The organism is Streptomyces sp. NPDC088746 (genome assembly GCF_044751065.1).
Lineage (GTDB): Bacteria > Actinomycetota > Actinomycetes > Streptomycetales > Streptomycetaceae > Streptomyces.
The window spans coordinates 16,622-32,573 of record NZ_JBIVLA010000009.1; the positions used below are offsets into that span (position 1 = coordinate 16,622).

Annotated in this window: 17 protein-coding genes and 1 pseudogene; 10 read left to right on the top strand and 8 right to left on the bottom strand. The window is 71.4% G+C overall.

What is annotated here, in order from left to right; translation table 11 throughout:
• The first annotated feature begins 74 nt into the window (after positions 1-74).
• The 8 genes from ACIP63_RS31515 to ACIP63_RS31550 all read left to right on the top strand — a co-directional run bounded on the left by ACIP63_RS31515 (position 75) and on the right by ACIP63_RS31550 (position 7,844).
• Positions 75-1,028, top strand: coding sequence for a YafY family protein (locus ACIP63_RS31515; protein ID WP_104790273.1), 954 nt, complete (start codon positions 75-77; stop codon positions 1,026-1,028).
• 15 nt (positions 1,029-1,043) lie between these two features.
• Complete coding sequence (locus tag ACIP63_RS31520; RefSeq protein ID WP_104790274.1) at positions 1,044-2,000, top strand: YafY family protein; 957 nt, start codon at positions 1,044-1,046, stop codon at positions 1,998-2,000.
• 37 nt (positions 2,001-2,037) lie between these two features.
• On the top strand, positions 2,038-2,313 hold the full coding sequence (locus ACIP63_RS31525) for a hypothetical protein (RefSeq protein ID WP_401522538.1): 276 nt from the start codon (positions 2,038-2,040) through the stop codon (positions 2,311-2,313).
• A 23-nt stretch (positions 2,314-2,336) separates the two neighbouring features.
• Positions 2,337-2,534, top strand: a complete 198-nt coding sequence (locus ACIP63_RS31530) for a hypothetical protein (protein WP_129261536.1) — start codon at positions 2,337-2,339, stop codon at positions 2,532-2,534.
• A 216-nt stretch (positions 2,535-2,750) separates the two neighbouring features.
• Positions 2,751-3,044, top strand: coding sequence for a Sec-independent protein translocase subunit TatA (tatA, locus tag ACIP63_RS31535; RefSeq protein WP_401522541.1), 294 nt, complete (start codon positions 2,751-2,753; stop codon positions 3,042-3,044).
• A gap of 49 nt (positions 3,045-3,093) precedes the next feature.
• Positions 3,094-4,056 carry a twin-arginine translocase subunit TatC gene (gene tatC, locus ACIP63_RS31540; protein ID WP_401522544.1) on the top strand — a complete coding sequence of 321 codons (963 nt, stop codon included), beginning with the start codon at positions 3,094-3,096 and terminating at the stop codon, positions 4,054-4,056.
• Between the two features lie 18 nt (positions 4,057-4,074).
• Entirely contained in the window at positions 4,075-4,965 is an 891-nt protein-coding gene (locus tag ACIP63_RS31545) for a diacylglycerol kinase (protein ID WP_401522546.1), read from the top strand.
• 50 nt (positions 4,966-5,015) lie between these two features.
• Complete coding sequence (locus ACIP63_RS31550) at positions 5,016-7,844, top strand: DEAD/DEAH box helicase (RefSeq protein WP_401522549.1); 2,829 nt, start codon at positions 5,016-5,018, stop codon at positions 7,842-7,844.
• Between the two features lie 121 nt (positions 7,845-7,965).
• Here ACIP63_RS31550 and ACIP63_RS31555 read toward each other — a convergent pair whose 3' ends face one another.
• From ACIP63_RS31555 to ACIP63_RS31570, 4 genes are all read right to left on the bottom strand, one after another.
• Positions 7,966-8,451: an SPW repeat protein gene (locus tag ACIP63_RS31555; protein WP_401522552.1), complete on the bottom strand. Its 486-nt coding sequence runs from the start codon at positions 8,449-8,451 to the stop codon at positions 7,966-7,968.
• A gap of 90 nt (positions 8,452-8,541) precedes the next feature.
• Positions 8,542-9,546: an ADP-ribosylglycohydrolase family protein gene (locus ACIP63_RS31560; RefSeq protein WP_401522555.1), complete on the bottom strand. Its 1,005-nt coding sequence runs from the start codon at positions 9,544-9,546 to the stop codon at positions 8,542-8,544.
• Positions 9,547-9,574: 28 nt separating this feature from the next.
• The gene (locus tag ACIP63_RS31565) at positions 9,575-10,210 is read right to left on the bottom strand and encodes a fasciclin domain-containing protein (protein ID WP_401522557.1); all 636 of its coding nucleotides are present in this window, start codon (positions 10,208-10,210) and stop codon (positions 9,575-9,577) included.
• A gap of 58 nt (positions 10,211-10,268) precedes the next feature.
• Positions 10,269-11,900 (bottom strand): molybdopterin-dependent oxidoreductase, encoded by a 1,632-nt coding sequence (locus ACIP63_RS31570; protein ID WP_401522560.1) that lies wholly within the window; start codon positions 11,898-11,900, stop codon positions 10,269-10,271.
• Positions 11,901-11,999: 99 nt separating this feature from the next.
• Here ACIP63_RS31570 and ACIP63_RS31575 point away from each other — a divergent pair.
• A pseudogene (locus ACIP63_RS31575) lies at positions 12,000-12,249 on the top strand (amine oxidase); the annotation flags it as partial.
• 42 nt (positions 12,250-12,291) lie between these two features.
• On the opposite strand, the gene ACIP63_RS31580 reads toward ACIP63_RS31575, so the two are convergent.
• From ACIP63_RS31580 to ACIP63_RS31595, 4 genes are all read right to left on the bottom strand, one after another.
• Positions 12,292-13,047 carry an anti-sigma factor domain-containing protein gene (locus ACIP63_RS31580; RefSeq protein ID WP_401522563.1) on the bottom strand — a complete coding sequence of 252 codons (756 nt, stop codon included), beginning with the start codon at positions 13,045-13,047 and terminating at the stop codon, positions 12,292-12,294.
• Positions 13,044-13,628, bottom strand: coding sequence for a sigma-70 family RNA polymerase sigma factor (locus ACIP63_RS31585; RefSeq protein WP_401522566.1), 585 nt, complete (start codon positions 13,626-13,628; stop codon positions 13,044-13,046). Before ACIP63_RS31585 ends, ACIP63_RS31580 begins: the two co-directional genes overlap by 4 nt.
• Positions 13,629-13,705: 77 nt before the next feature.
• A complete protein-coding gene (locus ACIP63_RS31590) occupies positions 13,706-14,176 on the bottom strand; it encodes an ABA4-like family protein (RefSeq protein ID WP_401522569.1) in 471 nt (156 codons plus the stop codon).
• Positions 14,173-15,084 carry a hypothetical protein gene (locus ACIP63_RS31595; RefSeq protein ID WP_401523150.1) on the bottom strand — a complete coding sequence of 304 codons (912 nt, stop codon included), beginning with the start codon at positions 15,082-15,084 and terminating at the stop codon, positions 14,173-14,175. Before ACIP63_RS31595 ends, ACIP63_RS31590 begins: the two co-directional genes overlap by 4 nt.
• 195 nt (positions 15,085-15,279) lie before the next feature.
• On the opposite strand from ACIP63_RS31595, the gene ACIP63_RS31600 reads away from it, so the two are divergent.
• On the top strand, positions 15,280-15,909 hold the full coding sequence (locus ACIP63_RS31600) for a MerR family transcriptional regulator (RefSeq protein ID WP_401522572.1): 630 nt from the start codon (positions 15,280-15,282) through the stop codon (positions 15,907-15,909).
• Positions 15,910-15,952: the final 43 nt, after the last annotated feature.

A 15,952-nucleotide genomic window follows, 5' to 3' on the forward strand; every position in this document is an offset into this window, starting at 1 on the left:
GGGCCCTCGCTTTGGTCCGGACACCCCGGGGCGGTACGGTCGACGGTCGGAGAGCACGTCGAGAAAGGGCGTCGATGGCGATTGCCAAGGCCGAACGGCTGATGAACCTGGCACTGTGTCTGCTGGGTACCCGGCGTCCGCTCAGCAAGCGTGAGCTCCGCGGGTCCATCGAGGCCTACCTGGAGGCGGGCTCCGACGAATCCTTCAACCGGATGTTCGAGCGCGACAAGGACGATCTGCGTGAACTCGGCCTGATCATCGAGACCGTGGAGAATCTGGACGGCGACACCGGATATCTCGCGCGCCGCGACAGCAACCGGCTGCCCCCCATCACCCTGGACGCCGAGGAGGCCGCGGCCCTCGGGCTCGCAGCGAAGGTCTGGCAGCAGGCCCGGCTCGCCGGCGCCGCCAGTGGCGCCCTGCAGAAGCTGCGGGCGGCCGGCATGCCGGAGGCCGAGGACGCCTACGAGGTGCACAGCGCCCTCGAACCCCGTATCCCGGTCCACGAGGCCGCGTTCGAGCCGCTGATGCTCGCCTGCCGGGACCGCCGCCCGGTCACCTTCGACTACCGCAAGGGCAACGCCGCCCGCCCGGAGCAGCGCCAGGTCGAGCCCTGGACGCTCGAGTGCTGGCGCGGCCACTGGTATCTGGCCGGCTGGGACCGCGAGCGGGGCGCCGAGCGGGTCTTCCGGCTCTCCCGGATCTCCGGCCGGGTCCGCTCCCGTGCGGGGGCCTTCACGGCCCCCGTGCCCGACGCCGTCACCGTCCGCGAGACGGTGGAGAGCTGGGCGGGGGAGACCGCGACCAGGACCGCCCGGATCAGGCTGCGCACCGGCTCCGGCTACCCGCTGCGCTCCCGCGCGATATCCGTACGGGAACTGGGCGACGGCTGGGACGAGTTGGAGATCCCGTACGGGCACGGGCTGGACGCCTGGCTCGTGGAGTTCGGGCCCGACGTGATCGTGAGCGAACCCGCCGATCTGCGGGCCGACGTGATGGACCGGCTGCGCGCCGTGGCCAAGGACTGAGGGGGACCCGTACTCGTGGCCACGAACGCGATCGACCAGACCCGGCGGATGCTGTCCCTCGTCACGTACCTGCGTGAGCGCCCCGGCGCGCACGTCCAGGACGTGGCCCGGGCCTTCGGGATCACCGAGGACGAGCTGATCTCCGACCTCGACGTGCTGCCCATGTGCGGGACCAGCTTCCGCGGCGGTGACCTGCTGGACATCGACACCGACGGCGACCGGATCTGGTGGCACAACCCGGACGACGTCGCGGAGCCGCTGCGTCTGGCCGCCGACGAGGCGACGGCCCTGCTCGTCGCGGCCCGTGCCGTCGCCACGCTCCCCGGCCTGCGGGAGAGCGACCGCCAGGCGCTGGTGCGCGCGACCGCGAAGCTGGAGACGGCGGCCGGTGAGGTGGGGGCCGCCAGCTCGCGGCTCTCGGTCACCTTCGAGTCCGAGGGCGGTGTCTTCGCCGACGTCGACCGGGCGATCTCCGAGCGGCGCCGCCTCTGGCTGCGCTACTACTCACCCGCGCGCGACGAGCTGACCGAGCGCGAGGTGGATCCGATCCGGCTGTTCGCCGTCGGCCACACCTACATGGAGGGCTGGTGCCGCCTCTCCGAGGCGCGGCGTACGTTCCGGCTCGACCGGGTCGCCGAGATCAGACTCCTCGACGCCCCGTCCGCCCCGCCCGAGCTGGAGCTGCGGGACCTCTCCGAGGGGCTCGTGCAGCCCGCCGCCGAGGACCCGGAGGTCGTGATCGAGGTCGGCCCCGGCGGCCGGTGGGTCGCCGAGTACTACCCGCACGACAGCGCGGAGGAGCTCCCCGACGGCGGTCTGCGGATCACGCTCCGCACGCCCGACCCGGCCTCCCTGCGCAGGCTCGCCCTGCGGCTGGGCGGCGAAGGACGCATCACATCGCCCCCGGATCTGGCCGAGAGCGCCCGGCTGGCGGCGCGTGAGGCACTGGCCGCCTACGACGGCGCGCTCTGAGCGGCGGCCGGCGGTGCACCGAGGAGACGAAGGCCATATGACTGCGATATCGAGCACACAGACCGGACCGGTTCCGGTCACGGTGCCCGACACCGTGCGCTTCCGGGCGGCCTGCCCGGACTGCCGCGAGCGGTTCGAGCTCGGTGCGGGCTCACTGCGGCTGGCCATAGGAGCCAGCCACCGTACGACCTTCTACTCCTTCACGTGTCCCGCCTGCGGGTCCGCGGTCCGCAAGCCGGCCGGGGAGCGCATCATCGAACTCCTCAGCGGCGGCGGGGTACGGACACTGCGCCTGCACACCGCCCTGCGGTAACGAGAGACACCGAGGATCCGCCCATGTTCTGGCCCATGCTCGCCATCGCTCTGGGATTCGCCGGCCTGGCCGTGCTCGGCGTCCTGGCCGTCAAGGTCTTCGTCGAGGCACAGCGGCTCGCCGGACAGGTCGCCGCCACCACGCGCCGCATCAACCGAGCGGCGGAGGATCTCGAACGAGCGGCCACCACCCTCGCCGACACCGGCGAGGCCCTGCGATAGCAGTGCGCGGCCTCCTGATTCACTGGTTCGGGGGGTACGCTGCTGGAGCGGCCCAGGCAGGGAGGTGTGGGCCGCAAGCGGGAGTACGCACAGGCATTGCCTCGCGTTTACCCCTGCGGGTTACGATCGCTGCCAGCGCGAAGGTCGGACAACTGTCCGGTCGAAACGGGTGGCGAGCCCCACCCTCCAGACGCCTCAGTGAGAAGGAAGTCGCACATGATCGGCAATCTGAAGCCCCTCGAGATCGTTCTGATCATCGCTGTCGTCCTGCTGCTCTTCGGTGCCAAGAAGCTCCCCGACATGGCGCGTTCGCTCGGCAAGTCGGCCCGCATCCTCAAGAGCGAGGCCAAGGCCATGAAGAAGGACGACGCGGAGGCCGCGGCGCCCACCACGGAGAACGTCGCGGACACCACCCCGCCCGCGGCCACCGCGCGCACGATCCAGGCCGCTCCGGGAGATGTCACCAGCTCCCGCCCGGTCAGCGAGGCCAAGCCCACCACCCAGAGCTGACAGCTGATCCGCACCATCTGAAGCTGCCGCACGAGACGAGGGAAGTGGGTTGCTCAAGTCTGCCCGCAAGCAGGAGAAGGACGACGAGGGGCGGATGCCCCTCCTCGATCACCTGCGTGAGCTGCGCAACCGGCTGCTGAAGTCGGTCCTGGCGATCATCGTCGCCGTGATCGTGGCAGCGTTCTTCCAGAAGGAAATCTTCGAGTTCCTGATGAAGCCGATCCTGGACTCGGTCGGCTGCAAGAACGGCGCCGTGACCATGGTCAACGGTCGGCCCTGCGCGGAGATGACCACCAACGGTCTGCTGTCGCCGTTCACCATCGCGCTGAAGGTGTCCCTGATGGCAGGCGTGCTGGTGGCCACCCCGGTGTGGCTGTACCAGCTGTGGGCGTTCGTCGCCCCCGGCCTGCACAAGCAGGAGAAGCGTTACTCGGTCGCCTTCGTCGCGGCCGGGGTACCGCTCTTCGTCGGCGGTGCCTACCTGGCGTACGCGATCCTGCCGCAGACCGCGGAGATCATGCTGGGCTTCACACCCGACAACGTGAAGAACCTGCTGCCGCTGGACGACTTCCTGGACCTGATCACCCGCATGGTGATCGTCTTCGGGCTCGCCTTCGAGCTGCCGCTCCTGCTCATCCTGCTCAACCTGACCGGTGTCCTGTCCGGCGTCCGCATGCTGCGCTGGTGGCGCGGGATGCTCGTCGGGCTGACCGCCTTCGCGGCCATCGCCACGCCTGGCGGCGAGCCCATCTCGATGCTGCTGCTGGCCGGCCCGCTCGCCGTGCTCTACTTCGTGGCCGTCGGCTTCTCGCTGCTCAACGACAAGCGCAGGCGGCGTGCCAACCCCGACGCCGAGCTCGACGACGACGAGGCGTCGAGCCTGGACCTCACCCCCGAGGCGGTCGGCGCCGTCGAACCGGTGTCCTCCCGGCCTGCTCTGCCCGGGCAGGCGAGCGGGGACGCGGACGGCGGCCGGTCGAACCGGCTCAACGGTTACGACGACATCACCTGACCTTGTAAGGTCCCGCGGGTGACCAGCGAGATCACCCTCTTCGTCAATCCCACCGCGGGGAGCGGCCGGGGCGCGCGTGCCGCGCAGCCGGCCGCTTCCGCTCTGCGGGACGCCGGCTTCTCCGTACGGACGGTTCTCGGCGAGGACGCCGACGACGCACTGCGACGGGCCCGGGAGGCGGTGGCACACGGGACCGGGGCGCTGATAGCCGTGGGCGGGGACGGCATGATGTCCCTCGCCCTGCAGGCCGTCGCCGGTACCTCGACACCCCTCGGCGCCGTGGCGGTGGGCACCGGGAACGACTTCGCCCGTGCCCTCGGGCTGCCGATCCGGTCGCCCGCCGCCGCGGGCCGGCTGGCCGCCGGGATGCTCAAGGCCGGGACGGCGCGCGCGATCGACCTGGGCCGGGTCGGGGAGCGCTGGTTCGGCTCCGTGCTGGCCTCCGGCTTCGATTCGCGGGTCAACGACCGGGGGAACCGGATGCGCTGGGTCGGCGGGCGCTTCAAGTACGACCTGGCGATCCTCGCCGAACTGGCCTCCTTCAGGCCGATCCCGTATCGGATCAGGCTGGACGGCGGACCGGTGGCCGAGATCGAGGCGACGCTGATCGCCGTGGGCAACGGGACGACGTACGGCGGCGGCATGAGGATCTGCGCCGACGCGGTCATGGACGACGGGCTCTTCGACGTGACCGTGGTGGGTGACTGCAGCCGGACCACCCTGCTCAAGGTCTTCCCGAAGGTCTACAGGGGCACGCACCTCGGGCACCCGAAGGTCACCGTGCACCGGGTGTCCTCGATAGAGCTGGCCGCGGTCGGTGTCACGGCGTACGCGGACGGTGAACCGCTGGGCGCGCTGCCCCTCAGCGCCACGTGCGTGCCCGGCGCGGTCCGGGTCCTTGCACCGTGAAATAAAGATCGGGCTGACTGTCATACGGGGCGGGTAGGCTCGTCATCAAGATGACAGAGGACCTCTCACCAGCTGAGCGATACCAGGCGTCCCGGGTCCGTGCGGCCGAGCAGGCCACCGCCCTCGGGCCCTTCCGCGAGATGTACGAATTCGGACTGGACCCGTTCCAGATCGAGGCCTGCCAGGCTCTGGAGGCCGGCAAGGGGGTACTGGTCGCGGCCCCGACCGGGTCGGGCAAGACGATCGTCGGTGAATTCGCCGTGCACCTGGCCCTGCAGCAGGGCCGCAAGTGCTTCTACACCACGCCCATCAAGGCGCTGTCCAACCAGAAGTTCACCGATCTCGTCCGGCGCTACGGCGCGGACAAGGTCGGTCTGCTGACCGGCGACAACAGCGTCAACGCGGACGCACCCGTGGTCGTCATGACGACCGAGGTCCTGCGCAACATGCTGTACGCGGGCTCGCAGGCCCTCACCGGCCTGGGTTACGTGGTCATGGACGAGGTCCACTACCTCTCCGACCGCTTCCGCGGAGCCGTGTGGGAGGAAGTGATCATCCACCTCCCGGAGTCCGTGACACTGGTGTCGCTGTCGGCGACCGTGTCCAACGCCGAGGAGTTCGGCGACTGGCTGGACACCGTCCGCGGTGACACCCAGGTGATCGTCTCCGAGCACCGGCCCGTGCCGCTGTGGCAGCACGTCATGGCCGGACGCCGGATGTACGACCTCTTCGAGGAGGAGACCGACCACGGCGGCAGGGGCACCGGCCGGCGCGAGGTCAGTCCGGACCTGGTCCGCCTCGCCCGCATGGAGAACCAGCGCGGATACAACCCGCGCGACCGCAGGCGCGGGAAGATGGTGCGCGAGGCGGACCGCGAGCGCGAGCGGCGTCAGCGCAGCCGGATCTGGACCCCGTCCAGGCCCGAGGTCATCGACCGGCTCGACGCCGAGGGTCTGCTGCCCGCCATTACCTTCATCTTCAGCCGGGCCGGTTGCCAGGCGGCCGTACAGCAGTGCCTGCAGGCCGGTCTCCGGCTGAACGACGAGAACAAGCGCGGGCTCGTGCGGGAGATCGTCGAGGAGCGGACGGCGTCCATTCCGCCCGAGGACCTCCATGTCCTCGGGTACTACGAGTGGCTCGAAGGCCTGGAGCGCGGCATCGCGGCACACCACGCCGGGATGCTGCCGACCTTCAAGGAGGTCGTGGAGGAGCTGTTCGTCCGCGGCCTGGTCAAGGCGGTCTTCGCCACCGAGACGCTGGCGCTGGGCATCAACATGCCCGCGCGCTCCGTGGTGCTGGAGAAGCTCGTCAAGTGGAACGGCGAGCAGCACGCCGACATCACGCCCGGCGAGTACACCCAGCTGACCGGGCGGGCCGGGCGCCGTGGCATCGACGTCGAGGGCCACGCGGTCGTTCTCTGGCAGCGGGGGATGGACCCCGGAGCGCTCGCCGGACTCGCGGGGACGCGTACGTATCCGCTGCGCTCCAGTTTCCGGCCCTCGTACAACATGGCCGTCAACCTCGTCCAGCAGTTCGGGCGGCACCGCTCGCGCGAGCTGCTCGAGACCTCCTTCGCGCAGTTCCAGGCCGACCGGTCCGTCGTCGGGATCTCCCGGCAGGTCCAGCGCAACGAGGAGGGCCTCGAGGGCTACAAGGAGGGCATGACCTGCCACCTCGGGGACTTCGAGGAGTACGCGCGACTGCGCCGCGACCTCAAGGACCGCGAGACGGAGCTGGCCAAGCAGGGCGCGGCCCAGCGGCGGGCGGCCGCGGCCTCGTCGCTGGAGAAGCTGAAGCCCGGTGACGTCATCCACGTCCCCACCGGCAAGTTCGCCGGACTCGCCCTGGTCCTCGACCCCGGCCTGCCCGCCGGGCGGACCAACGGCCATCGCGGGCTGGAGTACCACGACGGACCGCGTCCCCTGGTGCTGACCGCCGAGCGGCAGGTCAAGCGGCTGGCCCACATCGACTTCCCGGTGCCGGTCGAGGCGCTGGAGCGGATGCGGGTGCCCAAGTCGTTCAACCCCCGCTCACCGCAGTCCCGCCGCGACCTGGCCTCCGCGCTGAGGAGCAAGGCCGGACACATCGACCCGGGCCGGCACCGCAAGCAGCGGGCCGCCGCGGCCGACGACCACGAGATCGCCCGGCTGCGCACGGAACTGCGCGCGCATCCCTGCCACGGGTGCGACGAGCGCGAGGACCACGCGCGCTGGGCCGAGCGGTATCACCGGCTGCAGCGCGACACCCGGCAGCTTGAGCACCGCATCGAGGGCCGGACGAACACCATCGCCCGGACCTTCGACCGCATCGTCGCGCTCCTGACCGAGCTGGACTACCTGCGGGGCAACGAGGTCACCGACAACGGCCGGCGGCTGGCCAGGCTCTACGGGGAGCTCGACCTGCTGGCCAGCGAATGCCTGCGGGACCGTGTCTGGGAGGGGCTCAACCCCGCCGAACTCGCCGCCTGCGTCTCGGCGCTCGTCTACGAGGCGCGCCAGGCGGACGACGCGGTCGCACCCAAGCTGCCCTCAGGGCCCGCGAAGGCCGCGATGGGCGAGATGATCCGCATCTGGGGCCGTCTCGACGCCCTGGAGGAAGACTTCAAGATCAGCCAGACGGAAGGGGTCGGACAGCGCGAACCCGACCTCGGCTTCGCCTGGGCGGTCTACATGTGGGCCTCCGGCCGGACGCTGGACGAGGTCCTCCGCGAGGCGGAGATGCCGGCCGGTGACTTCGTACGGTGGTGCAAGCAGGTCATCGACGTGCTCGGCCAGATCGCGGCCGCCGCGCCCCGGGACGGCAGTTCGGTCGCGAAGAACGCCCACAAGGCCGTCGACGCGGTGCTGCGGGGCGTGGTGGCGTACAGCTCCGTGGGGTGAGAGCGGGTTCCCACCCCGTGGAGTTCCCGCCCCGTGGGGTTCCCGCCCCCCGGGCGAGGAGAACGGACGAGTGGCCACGGGCGGCTGTACGCGCCTGTGGCCACTCCTGTGCGTTCTCCCGTCAGGTCTTCTTGTTCTTCATCGAGAGTCCCGCGCAGGCTGCCCCCAGCACAATCGCCAGACCACCGACGATCACGTTGTTGAGGATGACGCCCATGTCAGGGCTCTGGCCCACGACCCACGTCGACACGATGAGCCAGGCGCCCAGCGCGACGATGGCGATGCTCATCCCGGTCATCCGCTCGGGCATGGCCGTGAAGCAGAGCGCCAGCACGGCTATCGCGAGGCCGATGACGAGGTTGTGCGTCACCAGGGAGGGCTGGCTCGCGGTGAAGTGAAGCACCCACGGCGAGACGGCGCAGTACAGACCGAGCAGAAACACCGGGGCGTCCGCACCGGCTGTGGTGCGACGGCCGCCGCCCATCACGCGGTCGTGGCGTGCTCGCATTTCTTCGGCGTCAGGGTGTCCGGAGATGTCCCTTCCGGCGTGTCCGGAGTCTCTGGTCTTTCCGGAAACATCCCTTCCGGTGTGCGAGATGTTACTCATGAGGATGGTCTCCTTCGCACTTGCTGGAGCGACCGCGGTCAGGGGGTGCGGTCATCAGCTCTCCAGACCCAGTGTGCTCTTATATGCCCCTTATGTGTAGTTTTCCTGGCGGTCGAATTCTGCGGTTCCGTCGAGGCGGCGTGCGAGTGACACCAGGTCGGCCGTCCGCAGCACACGGGCCCCGTATCCCGGCAGCGGTACGTGCAGGGGGCGGGTCCAGCGTTCCGGGACGGCGTCGATCCCGTACACCGCGCCGGCCAGGCCGCCCGTCACCGCGGCCACCGTGTCGGTGTCCCCGCCCACGTCGACGGCCGATCCCAGGGCGCGCTCGAAGTCGTCGGTGGTGCGCAGCGCCCAGAGCGCCGTACCGAGACAGGGCCAGACCGCGCCGTTGAACTCGGTGGCGTCGTCCGGATGCCAGTCCGGGGCCAGCACGGCGGCCCAGCGGGCCCGGTGGCCGGTGTGGACCAGGTCCAGCGTGTCCTCCACGGCCGCGAGCGGATCACCGCCTTCGAGCGCCACGCGTACGAGTTCGTGGAAGACCGCGGTGCCTTCCCACGCCGCCCGGTCGCCGTGCGTCAGGGCGGCGATCCGACGGGCCGCGTCCATGGTGGCGGTCCGCCCCGCCCGGGCGAAGTACACAGCCGACGTGGTCGCGCGCATCAGTGAACCGTTGCCCGCCGCACGCCCGTTGACCTGGAAGTGGAGCGCTGCGGCCAGGTCCCAGGGCGCACCGCTCGTGAGGACGTCCTCCGTCTGCAGGCCGATGTCCTTCGGCTCGCCGGCCGCCCACCGACGGAACCGGCCGAAGATGTCGGGAAGGTCCAGGCCCCCGTTCTCCAGCAGTGACTCACCGACGAGGACGGCCATCTGCGTGTCGTCCGTAGCCTCCCCCGGATCCCAGCCGCCGCCCCCGCACATCGCGCCTGCTCCGTCCGGGAACCGGGCGGAGTACACCCCTGGGAGGCCGAACTCGAAGGGGGCGCCCAGGGCGTCACCCACCGCCGAGCCCACGACGGCGCCGACGGTGCGAGCCCCGCGGTCCGCGCCGCTCCGGCCGGGGCGGAGGGCGCGGTCCTCGGGGCTCGGTGTCATGTCGTCAGCGTACTGACGGGCCGTCGGTTCAGGAGGCCGGCATCAGGACGGTGTCCACGATGTAGACCGTCGCGTTGGCGGTCGGGACGTTGCCGCAGACGACCTTCGAGGAGTCGTTCACCGTGTAGGACATCTCCGACCCCGACGTGGTGAGCTTCGTCTTCGCAAGGGTGTCGAAGGAGCCCTTCTCCAGCTGCTTCGGCGTCAGCTTCTCGCCGACCACGTGCGAGGTGAGCACCTTGGTCAGCCCGGCCTTGTCCGCGAGCAGCTTGTCCAGGTCCGCCTTCGGGATCTTGGCGAAGGCGTCGTTGGTCGGGGCGAACACCGTGATGTTCTCGGCGCTGTTCAGGGTGTCGACGAGACCGGCCTGCTTGACCGCCGTCACCAGGGTGGACAGCGCCGGGTTGTTCGACGCGGCCGTGGCGACCGGGTCCTGCGCCATGCCGTCGAACGAGCCCGCGCCCTCCTTCGGGACCGTCGCACAGCCCGGACCGAACGGCTCGTCCATGGGCTCGGTCTCCTTGGCCGGCGCGCTCGACGCGGGCTTGTCCGCAGCAGAGTCGGACGAGGAGGAGTCGTCGCTGGAGCAGGCGGTCAGCGCGAGCGGCAGCATGGCCGCGGCGGAGACGGTGACGGCGATGCGGCGAAGGTGACGGTTGTTCATGGTGTTCTCCTTGGTGAATCGTTGAGCAAGGGTTGGGAAGAGGGGGCGTGTTCGGTCGTCAGGTCACATCGACCACCACCGAGTGCCACCCGGTCGCACCGTCGGGCACGGTGCCGACCCGCTTGTCGGTCTGGGTGGCGCCGGTACGGTCCGTCGCGCGGACCTCGAGGGTGTGGTGGCCGGTCGTGGCCGGCCACTCCCACACCCACTGGCGCCAGGTGTCATGGCCGGCCTCCGCCGCCAGCCGTGCGGTGTGCCACTCCCCGCTGTCGACGCGGACCTCGACGCGGGCGATGCCCCGGTGCTGGGCCCAGGCGACTCCGGCGACCGGCACGGTCCCCGCCCCGGGGGCGGCGAAGGGGCGCGGCGTGTCGATGCGGGACTGGGTCTTGACCGGAGCCTCGCGGGACCACTCGCGCTCGACCCAGTAGGCGTCGTACGCGTCGAACGTCGTGAGCTCGATGTCCTGGATCCACTTGCACGCCGAGACGTAGCCGTAGAGGCCGGGGACGACCATCCGGACCGGGAAGCCGTGGTCGAACGGCAGCGGTTCGCCGTTCATGCCGACCGCGAGCAGTGCGTCACGGCCGTCCATGACCTCCTCGACCGGAGTCCCGATCGTCATCCCCTCCACGGAGCGCGCCACGATCTGGTCCGCGGACCCGCCCTTCGACGGGGGCTTCACCCCGGCCTCGCGCAGCAGATCGGCCAGGCGTACGCCGATCCACCGGGCCGTGCCCACATAGGGGCCGCCCACCTGGTTGGACACGCAGGTCAGCGTGATGTCCCGCTCCACGAGCTCGCGGCCCAGGAGGTCCTGGAAGCTGAGGGTGACGGGTCGCGCCACCCCCTTGCCGTGGATCCGCAGCCGCCACGCGTCGGCGTCGACGCGCGGGGCCACCAGAGCCGTGTCCACCCGGTAGAAGTCCTTGTTCGGGGTGGTGAAGGAACTCAGGCCCCGGATGCCGAGATCGGCTCCCGCGGGTATCGGGGGCGCCGCCGAGGCAGGTGCCGGGAGGGTGATGTCGCCGCGTGAGGCGGAGACCCCGGCCAGCCGGGACGCCTGGAGCTGTCGGCCCAGGAGCCCCGCACCGGCCGAGGCCGCCGCGGCGGCGGTCGCCGCGATCACGAATCCGCGGCGGTCGAAGGCGCCTTGCGCCCCACCGTCCGTCCCCCCAGCCGCGGGAGACGGCACGGTCTTTGGGACGCGCAGCCGTCCGGCCAGGAGATACAGCACTCCCGCGGCCACCAGCGCACCCACGACCGAGGGCAGTGCGTCCCCCGGCCGGCCTTCCGGCCGGCCGACCGCGGACACCGCCCCGACGACGCCGAAGACCAGGACGGCCGCAGCGCCGGTCCACCGGTGCCGCAGCGCGAGGACCCCCACTGCCATGGCGAAGACCGCCAGGAGGACGAGGATCCCGAGCTGTAGCACCAGCTTGTCGTCGGTACCGAAGTTCCGTACGGCGAAGTCCTTGACGGCCGGGGGAGTGCGGTCGATGACCGCCCCGCCCACGGCCGTGACCGGACCCGCCTCGGGACGCACGGCGGCGGCGACGAGTTCGGCGACGCACAGGGCGGTGAACCCGGCGATCAGACCGCTGAGCGCGGCGAACGCGGCGCGTGCCCAGCGGGACCGCCGGGGCGCGGAGGCCCCCTGCTGCTGCGAAACATCTCGGTCTGTTCTCACACCAGGGGTTCGGCGCGGACCGCCCGGCGGATTGGTCGTTCACCCGATCGAAGTAATTCCGATCATCGGCCAATCCGTGGTGCCCACTGCCCCGAATGACCTCTGAGGGGCGTGCGCCACCCGGCCCGCCACCTCTTCACGTTCCTGGGACACCACGGGATGCTCACGATCGGCGACTCCCCGGTCTGGCGGACCGTCACCGGGTGTCTGGCGGACCGTCACCGGGTGGTCGCGCGAGTACGTCGACCGCATCGCCGGGCAGGTGCGCTCCGTGCGTACGCCCACCCCGGCCCGCACGGTGCGGCGCCTCGGCGGAGGCGTGGACATCGTCACCGAGGACGGCACCACCGAGGCGCGCCCCCCCGGCAAGGGGACGCGCCCACTCGGGCTTTCAGGCGTCCTTGAACTCCATCAGGGCCACCGGGTCGGAGGTCGGCTGTTCGGATCCGCCCGCCGGTTCGACGGTGATGCCCATGCCGGACGCGCGGTCCACCGGACCGTCCAGCAGAACTGCGTCATCCGTGGCGGACGGGTTCATCAGACCGGCCGCGCGCATGGTGCCGCCGTCGTCGAACCACAGCTGGTACACCTTGCCGCCGGGCGGCCGCGCCATGTCCGACGCGAGGAACACCGCCCGGTTCACGCTCCGTGAGACGACCACCGTGCCCCGGGCCCCGTCCCCGAGATCCGCGGCGCTGGTCCTGGCGTCCGGTGCGGTCAGCACCCGCGCCACCTGTTCGTTGTGCTGTACGGCCCGGGCGGTCTCCTGCCGGGCGTCCTGAGCGACCTGGTTCTGCCACACCGCGACCCCGCCGAAGGCGGCAGCGGCGGCGACGCAGGCGGCGAGGGCGTACGTCGACCAGCGGCCGGCCCGGCCGGCGGAGACCCCGGAGCCGGCACTCCGCCCCCGGGGCGGCGGCTCCTGCCGTACGGTCGTGATGTCGCGCAGCACCCGGTCCCGGAGCCCCGGGGGCGGCGTGGCGGACACGGCGAGCCCCAGCCGGGCCGCGGTGGCGGACAGCTCCCGTACCTCCCGGGCGCACGCCTCGCAGGCACCCAGATGCCGTTCGAACGCGACGCGCTCCTCGTCCGGCAGCGCGTGCAGGGCATAGGCCCCGGTCAGTGTGTGCAGCTCGGCCGTGCTCATGCGTTCACCCCCAGGCAGTCGCGCAGCCGGATGAGCCCGTCGCGCAGCCGTGTCTTGATGGTTCCCAGTGGTACGGACAGCAGCTCGCCGACCTCGCGATAGGTCAGTCCGCGGTAGTAGGCCAGCGTCACCGACTCCCGCTGGAGCTCGGAGAGCGTCCGCAGACAGCGCCGGACCTGTTCCTTCTCCAGCCGGCTCTCGACCTGCTCGGACACCTCGTCGAAGTCCGGGGTGCGGTCCAGTAGCGCGGCCTTGTGCTCCCGTGCCGCGGACGCCTCGGCCGACCTGACCCGGTCCACCGCGCGGTGGTGGGCGAGCGTCAGCACCCAGTTCATGGCGCTGCCGCGGGACGCCTGGTAGCGGGGGGCGGTGCGCCACACCTCGACCAGGACCTCCTGGGCCACCTCCTCCGACTGGGCCGGGTCGCGGAGCACGCTCCGCACCAGGCCGAGGACCGGCCCGCTGACCTGGTCGTACACCTGGGTGAAGGCGGCCTGGTCGCCCCGGGCGACCCGGCCGAGCAGCTCCTGCAGGCCGGGGCCCGACGAAGGGACCCCACTGATGTGTACGGCTTCTCTCACGCGGACGGTCCTCCCGGGGCACGCAACGGTTTCCTGGGTGATTCGGAGCCGGCGGCCCGGAGGATTGGTCGGACGCTTCAGGAATCGGCCGGTCCGCCCACCTTCTCGTACGCACGTCCGGCCGGCCGTGACCGGGGCCTCCTGGCCGCGCGGACGACGAGGAGGACCACCAGCCCGATCGGTGAGAGCAGGATCGTCAGCACCAGGAGAGGCCCCGTCACCAGCGGGGACATCCCCAGCCTGCGCGACTCCAGGAACATCCACTGCCCCAGCAGCAGATCCCAGGCGATGATCTGCGCCCAGACGGCCCCGGCGCCGTTCGCCAGTGACGTCAGCTCGCGGAACGTGTCGACGTCCGGGCTGCTCACCGCGGCCCACAGCTCCGGGAGCACCGGCGCGGCCATCACCGCCCAGAGGGCCAGCACCGGCAGGACGGTCAGTGGCGAGGACGCCACGCGCGCGGTGGCGCGCCAGTTCGGCGCGAAGATCATGAGCAGCCAGAACGGGGCGGCCGCCATGAACGTGATCTCGAAGAGTGCACCGGTCATGACACGGGCTCCTTGTCCGGCGCGGTGGCCGACGAGGCGGGGGCGGCCGGGCGGAGCGCGGCGAGGACCCCCGCGGCCGTTGCGGCGACGATCAGCCCCGCGGCGGCGAGTGTCGCGCCGTCGGGGTGGACCAGTGGCCGGCCGCGCAGCGCCTGCCAGGCCACCAGGGCGACGACCGCGGCGTACGCACCGGAGGTGACGAGCACCAGCCGCAGCCGCACACGCGGGTCGCGCAGGCGGGCGACCCGGGGCGCGAGGAGGAGCAGGGCCACCACGAACAGCGGGAGGGCCTGCAGGGCGTGCATGCCGACGAAGTGCGGGACGCGCAGGTCGCCGCCGGTCGTCGACCAGCCGGTCAGCGGCATCGAGGGCCCGCCGTCCGGCACACCGACCGCGTGGGCGCCCACCACGTCCGCGGTGTCGAGACCGCCGGCCGCCCGCTGTCCGGCGGACGGGCGCGCCATCAGGAAGCCGAACCCCGCGCCCACCAGGGCGATCAGCACCCCCGACCGCACGGCCCAGGCCGAGGCGCGGTCGGCGATCCGTGCGCGGAGCAGCAGGAGCGCGATGACGAGCGTGCCGGCCCAGAGGACCACGACGGTGGCGGCCATCGCGTCGTACAACGCCGAGTCGAGCGCGGTCTCGTGGTTGAAGTGGCTCCGCTTCCCCCTGATCACCTGGCCGGTGATGATCACCATCTCCCCGGCGCACGCCAGGGCGACCACGGTGCCGGCCCACCGGCCGACGCGCCGGCCGCGGGTCAGCAGCGTCAGCATCCACGCCAGGGCCAGCGCGTACGCCACGAACGAGACGGCGAACTTGAACGGCTTGGCCCAGATCGGCGCGCCCGCCAGGACCCGGCCGTCCACCAGGATCCCCACCGCTGCGACGACGGACATGACGACCATCGAGGCGGCGAACAGCACTAACGGCCGGTGCCATGTGCGCCATGACTGCATAGGTCCCCCCAGAGGAAATATGGATAGCGGCACTGTCCGCTATCCGATAGGGGAACTATCTATGATGGTGGTCGGCTTGGCAACCTCCTGGAGGGTGAACACACGGTGCGCATCGGCGAATTGAGTCGCAGGTCCGGGGTCCCGGTGCCGACGATCAAGTACTACGTACGCGAGGGGCTGCTGCCCGCCGGCGTTCTGACCAGCCCCAACCAGGCGCGTTACGACGACGGGCACGAGCGCAGGCTGCGGCTGATCCGCGCTCTCCTGGACGTCGGAGGGCTGTCGCTGTCCGCCATCGCGGAGGTCCTGGAGGCCGTCGACGACCCGGGGCAGCCGGTGCACAAGGTGCTCGGTACGGCAGCCAGGCGCATCACGCCCGAGGAGCCCGAGGAGCCCGAGGGGTCCGAGGAGGAGGGGCCGGAGTCGGCCGAGGCCCGCGAGGAGGTCGCCGCGCTGCTGGCGCGGCGCGGCTGGTTCGTGCGTGCGGACAGTCCGGCGGGACGGTCACTGGCAGGCGTGCTGGCGGCCCTTCACCGGGCGGGACACGGCGGCTTTGTCGAACTGCTCGACGTCTACGCGGACGCGGCCGAACCCGTGGCCCACGCGGACCTCGACTACGTCCGGCGACGGGTGGCGCGCGAGGACCTGGTGGAGAGCGTGGTGGTCGGCACGGTGCTCGGCGAGGCCATGTTCGGCGCCCTCAGGCGGCTCGCCCACGTGGACGCCTCCGCCCGCGCCTACGAGGGCGGAGCGGAGCGGGAGGCCGGGGGGTGAGGGCTCACACGAAAACCGGTCGCCGTCCAGGACGGCGACCGGG